This is a genomic window from Rhizobium sp. WYCCWR10014 (genome assembly GCF_001657485.1).
GTDB lineage: Bacteria > Pseudomonadota > Alphaproteobacteria > Rhizobiales > Rhizobiaceae > Rhizobium.
The window spans coordinates 1-12,874 of sequence record NZ_LXFU01000028.1 but is presented as its reverse complement, the minus strand read 5'-3'; the positions used below and the strand labels follow the sequence as shown (position 1 = coordinate 12,874).

The following is a 12,874-nucleotide window of genomic DNA, read 5'->3' as shown; positions in this document are numbered from 1 at the left end:
CGTCCTGCCGAAGGTCGGAGGAACGAAATCGGGCAGCCAGGGAGGGATTGGGATCGCCAGCTTGAACTGCTGGCGATCGTCAGGATTAGGTCGTCGCGCTTACGATGAAGCCCGTCGAATCGTCAGGATTAGGTGGCAGATAGGCGTCGTAAGGATTGCCGTCGGCGAGATGGCCGAATGGCGTAAAGACGTATTCGCCATTGGTGCGGCCGACAGCGCAGAGCACGTAACGCGGCTCGCGTGTAGCGGCATCGAGGCATTCCAACAGAGCGAGATTGCCATCGGCTGCGGCGCGCAGCAGCGTGTCGAAGTTTGTGCGGGCATGATCGGGGATAGCCATTGGGTGCTCCAGACAAAATGAGGCCCGGCGCTTGACCGGGCTCTGGGATGACGACGATGGGATTTGCAGACGCGGCCGGGCCTGAGCCAGGGGCGCATGAACATGTCAGGCAGCGCTCTCGAGCAGCTTCTTCGCTTTGCCTTCGAGTTCGAGACGCGTGTCCTGATTGGTCTTGGTGCGCGCCAGCGCGGTGATGCCCTGCACGAAATCGAAGACTGACTCCGGTGGCCGTCCCTCCTCCGACAGCACCATCTCGATCACCTTGCCGGTCTCGCCTTTCGAAAATCCGCGCCGGCGCAGGAAGTTTTCGCGGTCGTCGTCCTCGCGCGCGACGATCCGCTCGCGCGCCGCCCTGATGCCGGCGATGAAGGGCGCAGGCGACGAATTGGCGAAGGTGGTCAGCGCGGGTGCTGCTTCATGCGCGAACCGCTGAGCAGCAAATTTCGAATGCCGGATGGTGATTTCCTCGAAATTCTCCGTGCCCCAGAGATTGCGGTTGGCGCAGACCGCTCGCAAATAGAAGGAGGCGATGCCGAGCGTCTTCGATCCAACTTCCGAGTTCCAGGCGTAGAAGCCGCGGAAATAGAGGTCGGGCTCGCCGTTCGGCAGGCGTCCGGCTTCGATCGGATGGGTGTCGTCAACCAGAAACAGGAAGACGTCGCGGTCGCTGCCATAAAGCGTCGTCGTGTCCTTGGTGATGTCGACGAAAGGATTGTGGGACATCGTCGCCCAGTCGAGAACGCCCGGTACTTTCCACATCGTATCGCCGGTCCCGTTACCGGCGATCTTCATCACCGCTGAGACCAGTTCGTGGTCCCAGATGCGACCGTATTCCGGTCCGGTCACCGCGCGCAGTTCCAGCCGGCCGTCATCCATCTCAAGCGTCTTGACGAGCTCGGCGCGGTGATTGAGCAGGCCATGCTGCAGGTTGATCGCCGCAAGCGGCGCCGGCAGTTGCCGCATATAGGTGGCGGGAGCACCCACGAGGCTGCAAAGCTGGCCGTAGCTCCAGTGGGTCGGTGCGATCGTTTGGCGCTGACCTGGAACGAGAAGCTCAAGCCGCTCGGCATTGTCGCGCGTTGCTTCGACGCGGATCGCAGCGCTTTCGATCGTTCGGGCATGGGCGCGTTCGGCGCGGGACCGGACGGTGTCGTAGAGATCGCTCAGCGACAGGAAGCGTTCATCGTCAGGACGGGAAAACCATTCGGACGAAACGCGGCCGATCCGTTCGCCGCGGGAGATATCGACCTTGAAGGCGGATCGGGCGGACAGGTTGTTGGAGGTGAGAGTGGTCATAAGCTGTCTCCTTATAAGCAGAAACCCGGCGCGATGGCCGGGCGAGGTTGAGAAGGATGCTGGGAAGAGGAATCAATCGGAAGCCAGCCGGCGGTGCGCCGACCGGATTGCCAAGAGCGCCGCCTGGAATTCGGCGTTCCCGACCATGTCGGAAAAATCCATCGTGGTGGCGACAGAGAGGCATGCAGCATGGATCTCGTCGTCGGTCACCGCCTCGGATGTTAAACCCTTAAAGCTCGGGTCGACTTCGAGCACCGCGGTGATTGCGTCGCGCACACCACCCTCCTGCAGCCTGACCAGGACGTGGGAAGGCTTTGGCGGATTGACCGGCTTCTTCAGGATCCGGGTCTCCGGCGAGAATGGCTTCTCCTCGTGTAATCGCCCAGGCAGATCGAGCGAGCCAATCGAGCGACGTGGCCGGGCAGCACCGACATCATCGAACAGGATCTTCAGCAATCCGAGCAGGATCTCGAAGTGACGCGCCCGGCGCTGAACAGGTTCGTTGAATTGCTGGGGGATCTGGATCGGCGGACCCGCATAGGCCGCATGTGCACCGTCCCAGATGCCGGTGACATGAATTGCGCCCGAGGAATCGAAGTCCGTCTCGGCGATATCCCAAGTGTCGTCCTCGATAGCGGCACGGCAGGCCGCGTCCAGCGTGTCAGCGGAATGGGTGCGATGCCGGAAGACCGGCAGGTGATAGGTGGTCTCGATGGTGAAGTCAGGCATAGGTGCCTCCTGAAACGGAAAAGCCCGGCGCGATGGCCGGGCTATTGGGAAAAGGACCCGACCGCAATGACGATCGGGTCAGGCTGAGTCGGGTCACTATTCGGCGGCGGCGAGATGCTCGCCGCCGATCTCCCTCTCCGTATCGCCGGTGTCGTCGTCCGACGTTTCCGGCTCATCGAGCAGGAAGACCGGTAGGTCCTGAGCTTCGAAGATTGTCTCGCCCTCGTCGGACCCGATGGTGTCTCCGACAGCGTTGTGTTCGATGGTGCCTCCCTCGACCATCATGCGAAGGGGTTCAGGCAACCAACTGCTGCCTGTCATCAGCCGTTCGGCCTCGCGGGCCATGTCGGTCTTCTTGAGATGGCCAATCAGCTCCGCCGCCTGGTCACCCTTGGCTTCTCGAACTGCCTGCAGGATGCGGGCCTTGGTGACGCGGCCGAGATAGTTGTCGGCGGTCGACGTCCAACCGGCTTCCACCATGTCGAAACCGATCGAGCGGGCCAGCTGCTCAGCGTGGGCAATCGCCCGAGCCCGCTTGTTCCAGGGTTCGATCACCGCGTTGACCGACAAGGAGGTGCAATGCGCGAACAATGCCTGGCGGCTGACCTCGTCGAGCTTGATCAGGAAATCCCAGAGATCGTTTGGATCTTTGGGAAGATCCTGGCCCCAGCCATCGTGCCGCTGATCGATCTCCTTCGCCCAGACTGTATCGCCGAGGCCGGGCGTCTGGCTGAAGCGAGCGCTTTGCAGCGTCACCTCCAGGCACGAATCGGAACCATAGACGTAGAAGGTCTTCAGGACGAGGGCATGCAGCACGCCGATAAAGGCGATGACAGGATTGTTTGCCAACGCATTGCGTAGCGCGACGGTGCGCGCCGCCGTCAGATCGAGAACCAGACGGTCCGGAAGCGGCTTGATCGCTTCGTCCTCGTCGTCCGGTTGGGTGTCCTCGCCGCCGGCCGCGCCGGTTACCGCAAGAGCACTGCCATGATCGGCACGACCGTCGCCGCCATCAGTCGACGGATCGACCTCAGCCTGCGGCTCGTCCTCGGGACGCACGAAGCCTCGTTCGATCTTGATCTCGCCACTGGCGCCGAGCGACACGAAGACGCCGCCGCGAGCAATATCCTGAGGATCGAAGACGAATGGCCGGTCGTTGAGCCGGTCGAGTTCGCTGCCGAGTTCCTCGAGCTCCTGTTCGGTCGCTTCCGAGTATTCGTTTGCCTCCGCATACTCTGCATCGAGCTTGTCGTATTCGGCGCGGGTCGCGTCATAGCGGGCCAGTTCATCTTCAGTCATTTCGGCCTGCTCGCCATAGACGCGGCGCAGGCCGGACGTGTGGCCGTAAGGGAAGTCGAAGGCGGCTTCGACCCATTTCCAGCCCCCGCTTATCCGAATTGCCTCGGCGTCAGCCTTGAGCTTTTCCATCACAAGCTGCTCCAGCAGCGCCGGATCCTGCAGCCAGCCGCCCTGGTCCTGCTCGAACAGATCGCGCATGGTCACACCGCCTGCGGCCTCGTAGGCTTCGATGCCGACATAGACGGCGCGGCGGTCGCTGGCACGGATTGCGGTTTCGGTCAGCAGCCGACGGACGTAATAGGGCTCGCGGCTATGCGAACGCGAGATCGTGTCCCAGACTTGCTCCTGGCGAACGTGGTCGTTGGTGATTGAGAACGCCATGATCTGTTCGAGCGTCATCTCATCCTCGGCATAAAGATCGAGAAGCCGCGGTGAGACGGATGCCAACCGAAGCCGCTGCCTGACCGTCGCGACCGAAACGAAGAAGCGCGCGGCGATCTCCTCTTCGCCAAGCCCCTGCTCGCGCAAGGTCTGGAAGGCGCGGAACTGATCGAGCGGATGAAGGCTGACGCGTTGGACGTTTTCGGCGAGCGAGTCCTCGACTTCGAGGGTTTCGCCTTGGCTGACGATGCAGGGAACGCCGGCGGTTTTGGCCAATCGCTTCTGCGCGACAAGGCGCTCGAGGGCGCGATAACGGCGTCCGCCGGCCGGAATCCGATAACTTCCCGTCTCGTTGCCATCGTCGTCGAGTTCGGGGCGGACGTTGAGGCTGGTGAGCAGCCCGCGATGGGCGATGTCCTCCGCCAGGTCCTCGATCGAGACGCCTGCCTTGATCTTGCGGACGTTCTGCTGGCTGAGCACCAGCTTGTTGAAGGGAATATCCCGGGCTGCACTGAGGGTGATTTTCTGAATGGCCTGGGCCATGTCGGTTTCTCCATGACGGACCGGGCGGAGCCTCTCTCCAACCCTCTCAATCCGTCACAGCTTTCCCCTTCCCTCCTCTCCCTCTATCGCCTCCCCACCATGTCCCACCGTCTCTTCGACAAGCGAAGCTTCCCTTGCGGTCAAGACCCGGTAATGCTGCGTCGGGGATCGAAGCCCCTCGGATAAAGACTGGCGCATCCTGGCTTCAGCTTTGCCAACACTGCCGCACCGTCAACCGTGCCCGCGCCTCCACCTGACCCCTCATGCAGCGCACTGAATGCGAGACCTCCGCTAGGCAGTCTGTGACATCCATTGGAGCAACGCCGAACGGCAGCACCACGGCCTTGCGGCCCGGGCTGCCTCTCAGTGTGCGAAATCCGCTCTCGCCACTTCCCTATCACCCGAGGGTGGGCGCGCGACATCGTCCCCAGACCTACTCAGGTTACCGTTTCCAGACAGGACCTATGTCCGCAATCCATCGATGTTCTTGTTCTGTTCGTCGTCCTGACCAGTTCCAGGAAAACGGCGCTATCTTTTTCTCTGGAGCAGAACCCATACTGCGAATGCCTTGCGATCCGATCGTGGCGCCGATGCAAGATCTCTGATTGCCTGCTCACAGTTGTCGATTAGAACGAGGACTTCTGCCCGCACATAACGCGCAAGCGGGTCGTAATCGGCGCGATGACGTTCTTCCTGCAGGATGACAAACGTATCGGCGAATGAGACAATACTGCCCGGAAAGCCGCGGGCTGCCGCTGCTTTGCAGGAATTTTTCGCGACACCGTGCTCGAGAGTCCGATAGACTTGCGCCCATGCCGGTTCACTGCGCGTATCGCCTGTCCCCACCAGTAGATCGGCACAATCGCGAGCCAGCGCATGAAACAGCGCATAGTAAGCTGTACTGACACCACGTTTGAGGTCGGACTGGCGTGGACGCTTGGGGCTGGCCTTGGCAAGCCGCCGAGCGGTGGCGATTAAATCATTCGACACTTAGCTTGCGATCTTCTGCTGTTCGTCGAAATGATGCCGAATATGCGGAAACCGCGTCTCTCCAAGGGCGCTCAAAGCCTTTCGCACCTCAGTCGAAAGACCGTAAGTGAGTTTCGAACTGATCGGCTTGTCCGAATAGGCATAATTCACGTCAACGAGCAGGATGGGATCGCCATCGCTGTCTCGATCGGCCCGAATGTCGGCGCCAGAAAACCCTGCCTGGCCGAGGCGATCACGGAGGACTTTCTCAACGGCCGACTTGGTGGATTTCGATATGGTCTGTTCGTCGCTCATGTTTGCAATATAGAGGATTCTGCCAAGGACCGCCACTCCCGCAGAGACGAGGGCGAGCATTTCATAGCTCATGCGCAGACTGGTCTGTACCAAACAGACGGATGAAGCGCAGTCGTGCCTTGAGATCGGCTGCCGCAATATGCAATTCTGCAACAAGAACAGCTTAGACGATGTAGATCCCAGCCTCGCAGGGGAAGAAAAGATTGGGTTGGAACCTATGACAAAACCTTGGATAGTCAGCCGCGGCCCGATCGTAGCTTCGCAGATCGACATCCGGAAAGCAGACGCCATAAACGCCTTGCTGGTATGCCAGGTCGGGATCCTACCGGGAAGGCAAGGCGATCCTATCCGACCCTTTGCTATCGGGCTCTTTGAGGAAATTCGCCCGCTTTTGAAACCCGGTGTTGGCATCACGACGTTGCGCCGCGCGCTTGCTGCCTTTGTCCACTCCAAGCGATATTATTTCGCGAGCGCCCGGCCCAATTCCGTTCGCCATGGTCTGGACGGTAGGCCGCTGGAAGCCCTGAGCGAGGATGATTGCATGACGGCGCAGAACCGTTTCTAGGTTTGAAGCAAAAAGGCAACCGGCGGTGAGCGAACAGAGCGTCTTCATCCTCCCCTTCCTCGACGCCAGGCGCGACAAAATCAGAGCAGATACATGCGAGCCTTCTCGGCCGCAGAAAAATGCAGCACACCTCGTCCATCTCCTCTTGAGCCGACGTCGACCACCACCCCAATCGCTTCTCAAACGATAGACCCTCGACTGCCAACGAGGATCTTCACCCCTAAAAATCCGGACATAGATGCAACACGCAAAAATTACACGTACCCAGCACCCGGTCGGCCATGGCGGCTTTCACTCCGGATTGATCTCGACTGTCGAGGGGTCGCCCGACGGCGTGCGCTCTGCCAATGAGCGCCCCGTCACAAGCTTTTCCTATGTCTATGACTGCGGCTCGGAACGAAGCGACGCTTTCAACAGTGAAATGTCGCTCTACCCGGCAGCATGCGACGGAAAGACGGACGTGCTTTTTGTTTCACATCTTCATGCTGATCACATCAACGGCATCGATCGTCTGCAGGCAATGGAGCCAGCGAAGACGGTCATCGTTCCCTACCTGGATGCTGTAGAGCGCTGCTTTTCGTGCTTTCCGATTTTGAGCGCGGTACGGTATCCCGTCGTCGCTCGACTACTTTGAGAGCCCCGTAGCCTGGTGGGTTGGGAGAGGTGCGGAGCGGGTCATCTTCCTTCAACCGGGCGGGCCTGACGATATCCCTCCTCCGCGTGGCGCGGAACCGGACGGTCCGATCGACGGCCCGTCCGCTGGACGCCGGATACAATTTGATGACGCTCCGTCCAAAGGCTCGTCGGCAAACAGACTGGCGTCTTACTTGCGTGCCCCACACCGGCCGATCGCTGAAAAGCTCACTCCTGCGGATCCGACAGCGCGAGAGACGCAAAACGGCGCCTATGTGGCTGCATCCGGCTCGTATCTCCAGCTTGAGTGGCAATCCTTTACAGGTGACGCGTGGCGCAGGGGCGATTGGGTTCTCCTGCCCTATGTCCATCCGGTCAATGATCCCGCCCGAAGGCGGTTTCTAAGGGACATTAAAAAGGTGCTTGATTTCCGGGGAAATGACGAGGCAAAGCTCGCCAAATCGCTGCTTAAGCACATACGCTCTATGGAAAGTGCCAAGCGGCTGGTCGAAATCTACACCCGGCATTTTGCCGGAGGACACAATGCGATTTCGATGTCACTTTACTCTGGGCCGTTATCTCAACGCGCCGTCGCAAGCTCAAGCCACACCGAGCCATCCCGGCAATGGCGCTCCTCGCTCGAAGGACCGCCCTACGGTCGCTTCTTCTGGTCACATGATGGCATCGGCTGGCTGGGCACGGGCGACGCCGCGCTTCGGCATGATAAATGGCGCCAGCCAATGGCGGACGTTTTTCGAAGGCTTTGATGACCGAATTGCGGTCATGACGTTGCCACATCATGGTTCCGCCAATAATTTCCATCCGGAAATCCTTGGGTTCCGAGCATTGCGGTTCGCGCTTGCCACGACTGTCGAGGCTCGAAACCCCGTGTCTCGCCTGAGAGAGACGCTCGGCGCGATTGAACAGGCGGGTATTCATGCACGAGTTATCGACGATGGACGCTTAAGCACCGCGGGGTCGACTTTTCAAAAGCCCGCGCGCTCATTGCCGGCGCGCCGCTCAACTCGAAGAACCTGGCGGCGACGAAGACCGTTGGTCAACATCTGTGAATCCGATGTGATTTCAGTCGCTTGAGGCGGTTAGTCACGACTAACCGGCCAATGCGCTCCCGTCAGCAACGCCTGTTGAACTATTCCAGCGAACGCAGGCGCCTCTCTTCCACCCGATTGTCTGAGAACTGAAAGCCAGACCCGTTCGAGTGTTTCAGACCATGGTAGGTAAAGAAATTACCAAAGATTCACACCAGCAACTCTACAGCCAGCACTAAACTTCCCCCGTCCGGGCATCCAATATCGCGATGCGTGTATTGCGCGTCTAACCCTGCGAATTTCGCGGTCGGGCAGCAAAGTTCGTTCTACCGAGGGAAACGCAATCCAGAAATACCTGCTATTTCAGTCCTTTAGCGCGGTTAGTCGCAACTAACCGCGATCTACACTGCTTGAGGCAGCCTGCCAACACTGTTGCGGAGCAGAGCCATGATTACCGGACCGAGAGAAAACTCACCCCGCTCGGCGCGCCGCGTCAGATCCCGCAGATATCCGCCTGGCGAATTGATCAGATTTGCGCGCTCAAGGATGCAACCGACCGCCACTGCGGCATTTTCCGGCCCCATAGTCTCGCACGCATCTTGGAAAGCAGACGGACTGATCCCCAGCATCGATCTCACCACCACTGCGGCCGACATGAGGTCGCGCCAGCTTCCAACCGCCCCGCCCGGCCCATAGTCAGCAATCTGCCGGCAGGCCTTCAGCACCACACCAAGAGGGAAAGCCTTCAGCGGCTCGACCATTCGCTTGTCGGGTTTGCGCGGCTTTGCGCCCTGCTCTTTTTCAGAGCTTGGTTCAAGTTCATAGGTAGATTCGGGATTTGAATTCTGTATGTGCTGCTCAAATTGAGCGTCATTGGTGCTATTAAATTGTGAATTCTGCTGGTTGTCCAACTGATTGATGATCTCGTCGCGAAGAAGCTCCATTTCATCCAGAATCCCCGCTACGTCGATCATGGCCGGGGAACGGGGGATGCGGGCAACGAGTTCGACATATATTGCTTCAATGGCTGCCCAATCGCCTTCGGCTCCCTCCTCCATTGCTGCCAAAATTAGCTTGCGAACGTCACGGCGGCAGATCGTCAGGTTCTCCTTGGCTTTCCTGAAAGCGGACCGCGCGGCAACGACATTCTGAGCGATGAGAGCCAGTTCTTCGGATCGGGCGAGCATTGGCGAGAGATCAAAACCGAAGGCATTCTCGATTTCTCCAGCATTATTCTTACGCGCGAAGCGTTTGCCGTTCGCGCTGTCCTTCCGAACGATCAACCCGGATTCCACCAGCAATGCAATGTGACGGCGAAGTGTTGCTCCAGCCATGCCATGGGCACGCAGGATCAATTGTGCGTTCGACGGAAACACCACCAACTGTGCTTCCTGGCGCAATTCGTTCTCCGGGTAGAAACTCAGCAGCGCGTCGAGCACAGCAAGGCTGCTCGACTGCAGGCCGAGCGCTTCCCTGGCCTCAGAAGCGTCCCGAAAGACCTTCCATTTTTCGACAGATTTTCCCGCCTTGATCTCTCTTGTAGCGACTTGGCGCTTCACGAGGGCAAGCGTCATCGATCGCCGCCCGAAGGGCGTCGTCACACTTCCTGTTTGCATCGTCTTTCACCTTTCAAAAGGCAAAAGAAATCGGCTCACCAAGTCGGTGCCAAAGACTCTTGACGAATATCCGTGGAAGTGCGATTCTCAGGTTGCTTAGATCTGAAAGAGGTTTCCACGACGGCGACGTTTTGGGGGCCTTTTTCTTTTTCCGCTAATCTCCGTTGTTCAAATGGTCTTGAGCGCTGTTTCTGGAGCGATGCTCCTCGAAGAGCGCTGGCAAGCGCTCCAAGACGAAGGCTGCGAATTCTGGCATCTCGCGCCGATCGATTGACAGGTCCAACTTGGTTTTGCTTTTGGTCACCTGGGCCAGACGGAGCCCCGTTGCCGTTGTCAGGAGATCCGGTAGTCCGCGCTTGGTGGGTGCAGGTTTGAGGCTGGCGACGAGCGATTTGAACCGGTCGGGCGAGGGCAGGGCTTTCGCCTCGGGCGATCGCAGGAAAGTTGAAGCCTGCTCAAGGTCGCTGTCGCGCGTGAGAAGCTCGGCAAGAGCCACCCAACTTTTCAAGCCAATTCCGGGCGCCGAGCCGATTGCGTCGACAATTTCGGTCGGGATGCGCGTCACCACCGACAGCATGTTCGAGAGATCGCTTTTGTAGACTGACAACGCTGCCATCACCACATCTCGTGAAAACTGTTCGGTCAGCCGGGAGGCAAATCGCGCCTTTTCGATGAATGTCAGGTCCTTTCTTTCATTGTTCTCCTGACCTTGCGCAATTACCAGCTGCTCGTCGGTCAGTTCCCTGACAACCGCCTTGACGGGCCGGTTAAGTTTCGCGACTGCGCGCAAACGACGGTGCCCAAATGCGACTTGATAGCGCCCCGGTGCCTCGGGGTGAGGGCGCACCAGAATAGGGATCTGCTGGCCTTGTTCGCGGATCGCTTCGACAAGACCGTCAATTTCACCGGGCATGCGGTCCTGAACGAAAGATGGATCGATCGTACCCGAATCGAGCTCAATGATGGTCTGGCCTTCTGCCAGGCGCTTTTCGATCTCTTCGGCGCGCTCGAACCTAGCCTTGCCCTCTGCAAAAGCGCCGCCAACCTGGCTGGTGAGACGCGAAGATGCCGCTGTCGCCCCTTCCGCTGGCGGGGAGCCCAGGAGCGGAAGGATACTTCGGCTCTTGACCGGTCTATCAGCCGCCACCGCGACGGCACCAGTCGGCTGGGGGGTGCGGAGGATGTCCTTTCTGCTCATGATTTTCTTCCCCATGCTTTCTTGATCAGTGACTCGATCTCATTGTTGACGTTGTTCATCGCCTCCAACGCGCGATCGTAGGTGGCCCGCGTGAATTGGCCTCTCTCCACCTCGAAAAGGGTCTGGTTCGTGAGACCGGCATCGGAAACGGCCGTTGTCTTCAGCATTGGGAAGTTCAGAACATTTTCTCCGAAAATCGCCCTGAGATATCCGACCATCTGGTTCTGTGGCCCGTCACTCGGCTCGAAACGAGTGACGAGATAGCGCATCCAGTTATAGTCGAAGCGCGCGCCGTGGGAGGAGATCTCCCGAAGCAGGTCCGATGTCATCGACAAAAACTGGTTCATCGACATGACGTCGAGCATCTGCGGATGCACGGTGATCAAAACAGACGTTGCTGCGGTCAGCGCAGATAGGGTCAGGTAGCCGAGCTGTGGCGGGCAGTCGATTACCACAACGTCGTAATTGGGGGCCACCTGGTCAAGCACTTCGCTGATCCGGTGGAAGAACATGGTATCGCCGATCTTCCGCTTCATCAGCGCCCGGGGCGTATCATGTTCGAACTCCATAAGTTCGAGATTGCCTGGGATCAGATGAAGATCGGGAATGTAGGTCGCCCGAACAATTTCGGCCATTGGGCGGGCGTCGTCGTATCGAATGGCACCATAAAGCGTCTCGTTTGCGCCGACGTCGGTTTCTGGCTGGTTGCCAAAGAGTGTGGACAGGCTCGCCTGCGGGTCAAGATCGATGGCAAGCACCCGGTAGCCGCGAAGCGCGAGATATTGGGCCAGATGAGCAGCGGTCGTGGTTTTGCCGGACCCGCCCTTGAAATTCATGACCGAGATAACCTGCAACGCTTCATCGTCGCGGCGGTGTGGAAGATAGCGGCGATTGCCACGGCCCACCTGATCGAGATGCTTGCGTATCTTGTGCATGTCCTCGACAGAATATGACCGGCGGCCGGTCGGACTGGTGCTGACCTGGAGACCTTCCAGCTCGTTTGCGAGTTGACGAAGATATACCTCTTTCACGCCGACCAGTTTGGCCGCCTCGGCTGGCTGAAACGTGCGGATGCCCTTTTCCGCCGTAGGGGGAAAAGTCGCGAGCTGATGCTCTTGCAGTTGCGCCGACAAGGAACGAGAATGGCGCTCAATCAACCCCATCAAGTCTTCATCTTTTGGCGGTAATTTTGCAGCGATTTTTGGCATCCCCGGACCTGATTTCTTGAAATAGCGCTTTTCAGCGGAATTTCTTATTCAATCCGCTGCTTGCAATAAGCATCGATTCTAACGGGCTGGCAAGCTATTTAGGGTTAACAGAACCTTAATGACGACGGTTGCTCAGGCCAAGAGATCTCAACATTATTAAGCAACAACAAACGGTTATAAGCACCGCAACTCAAGATCCGGTTTTCAACCGTACACTGGAATCTTTGAAAAAAAGGCGGAGGGGAGCCATTTTGCGGTGGCGACCACCCATCTGGCAACTCAGATTAGCATCCGGGCGTACCGATGATTGAGAATCATCACCGCCGGAGAGGCCATAAAACCGCCGCTGCGAGGATGCAGCGCGATGCATGGCTGCACGGGTTTGCACTGCTGGGCAAACGACCCGGGTCGGGCGTTCTTCGATAGAGTAGCGATGAGTCGGGAATGTCACATAAGTGACTATCGGTAATCTGAGAAAATCCCCTCCCGCAATCAAAGCATACGTGCAGCCCGTCCGCTCCGACGCGTGGCGTCATTGTAGTAGCTCGATGCCTGCTGCACCGACCGATGTCGCGACTGTTCCATCGCCTCTGGAAGGGGGATGCCGCGATTGGCAGCTTCGGTGAGGTAGCCCGACCGCAGCCCGTGCGCCGAAAACTCCCCACGGTCTAATCCAGCCAGTTCCACCCGCTGCTTGATGATCGCGTTGACCGACTGCGGATCGATCGCCCGT

General features: G+C 58.8%; 12 protein-coding genes and 1 pseudogene. 3 read left to right on the top strand and 10 right to left on the bottom strand.

Annotation, left to right across the window (positions count from 1 at the left end; translation table 11 throughout):
- Positions 1 to 85: 85 nt before the first annotated feature.
- The 6 genes and pseudogenes from A6U98_RS08180 to A6U98_RS08155 form a co-directional block, all read right to left on the bottom strand.
- On the bottom strand, positions 86 to 340 hold the full coding sequence (locus A6U98_RS08180) for a DUF6117 family protein (RefSeq protein WP_033182422.1): 255 nt from the start codon (positions 338 to 340) through the stop codon (positions 86 to 88).
- Positions 341 to 445: 105 nt separating this feature from the next.
- Positions 446 to 1,636, bottom strand: coding sequence for a hypothetical protein (locus A6U98_RS08175; RefSeq protein ID WP_033182423.1), 1,191 nt, complete (start codon positions 1,634 to 1,636; stop codon positions 446 to 448).
- Positions 1,637 to 1,708: 72 nt separating this feature from the next.
- Positions 1,709 to 2,365 (bottom strand): annotated as a pseudogene (locus A6U98_RS08170) (hypothetical protein).
- A 96-nt stretch (positions 2,366 to 2,461) separates the two neighbouring features.
- Positions 2,462 to 4,588, bottom strand: a complete 2,127-nt coding sequence (locus A6U98_RS08165) for a ParB/RepB/Spo0J family partition protein (RefSeq protein ID WP_064649219.1) — start codon at positions 4,586 to 4,588, stop codon at positions 2,462 to 2,464.
- Positions 4,589 to 5,116: 528 nt separating this feature from the next.
- On the bottom strand, positions 5,117 to 5,578 hold the full coding sequence (locus A6U98_RS08160; RefSeq protein WP_033182425.1) for a hypothetical protein: 462 nt from the start codon (positions 5,576 to 5,578) through the stop codon (positions 5,117 to 5,119).
- The gene (locus tag A6U98_RS08155; RefSeq protein WP_245304490.1) at positions 5,579 to 5,944 is read right to left on the bottom strand and encodes a hypothetical protein; all 366 of its coding nucleotides are present in this window, start codon (positions 5,942 to 5,944) and stop codon (positions 5,579 to 5,581) included.
- Here A6U98_RS08155 and A6U98_RS08150 point away from each other — a divergent pair.
- The 3 genes from A6U98_RS08150 to A6U98_RS36665 all read left to right on the top strand — a co-directional run bounded on the left by A6U98_RS08150 (position 5,943) and on the right by A6U98_RS36665 (position 7,837).
- The gene (locus tag A6U98_RS08150) at positions 5,943 to 6,437 is read left to right on the top strand and encodes a ProQ/FINO family protein (protein WP_245485103.1); all 495 of its coding nucleotides are present in this window, start codon (positions 5,943 to 5,945) and stop codon (positions 6,435 to 6,437) included. The two genes, A6U98_RS08155 and A6U98_RS08150, sit on opposite strands and share 2 nt — an antisense overlap.
- 238 nt (positions 6,438 to 6,675) lie before the next feature.
- Positions 6,676 to 7,071 (top strand): hypothetical protein, encoded by a 396-nt coding sequence (locus A6U98_RS08145; protein WP_130671783.1) that lies wholly within the window; start codon positions 6,676 to 6,678, stop codon positions 7,069 to 7,071.
- 193 nt (positions 7,072 to 7,264) lie between these two features.
- Entirely contained in the window at positions 7,265 to 7,837 is a 573-nt protein-coding gene (locus A6U98_RS36665; protein WP_130671784.1) for a hypothetical protein, read from the top strand.
- A gap of 683 nt (positions 7,838 to 8,520) precedes the next feature.
- Here the strand turns inward: A6U98_RS36665 and repC are convergent.
- From repC to A6U98_RS08125, 4 genes are all read right to left on the bottom strand, one after another.
- On the bottom strand, positions 8,521 to 9,735 hold the full coding sequence (gene repC / locus A6U98_RS08140) for a plasmid replication protein RepC (protein WP_033182426.1): 1,215 nt from the start codon (positions 9,733 to 9,735) through the stop codon (positions 8,521 to 8,523).
- Positions 9,736 to 9,889: 154 nt separating this feature from the next.
- Positions 9,890 to 10,933, bottom strand: coding sequence for a plasmid partitioning protein RepB (gene repB, locus A6U98_RS08135; protein ID WP_033182427.1), 1,044 nt, complete (start codon positions 10,931 to 10,933; stop codon positions 9,890 to 9,892).
- Positions 10,930 to 12,141 (bottom strand): plasmid partitioning protein RepA, encoded by a 1,212-nt coding sequence (repA, locus tag A6U98_RS08130; RefSeq protein ID WP_033182428.1) that lies wholly within the window; start codon positions 12,139 to 12,141, stop codon positions 10,930 to 10,932. Before repA ends, repB begins: the two co-directional genes overlap by 4 nt.
- Before the next feature lie 492 nt (positions 12,142 to 12,633).
- The coding region (locus A6U98_RS08125) for a tyrosine-type recombinase/integrase (protein WP_156667820.1) at positions 12,634 to 12,874 on the bottom strand (241 nt) is incomplete at its 5' end.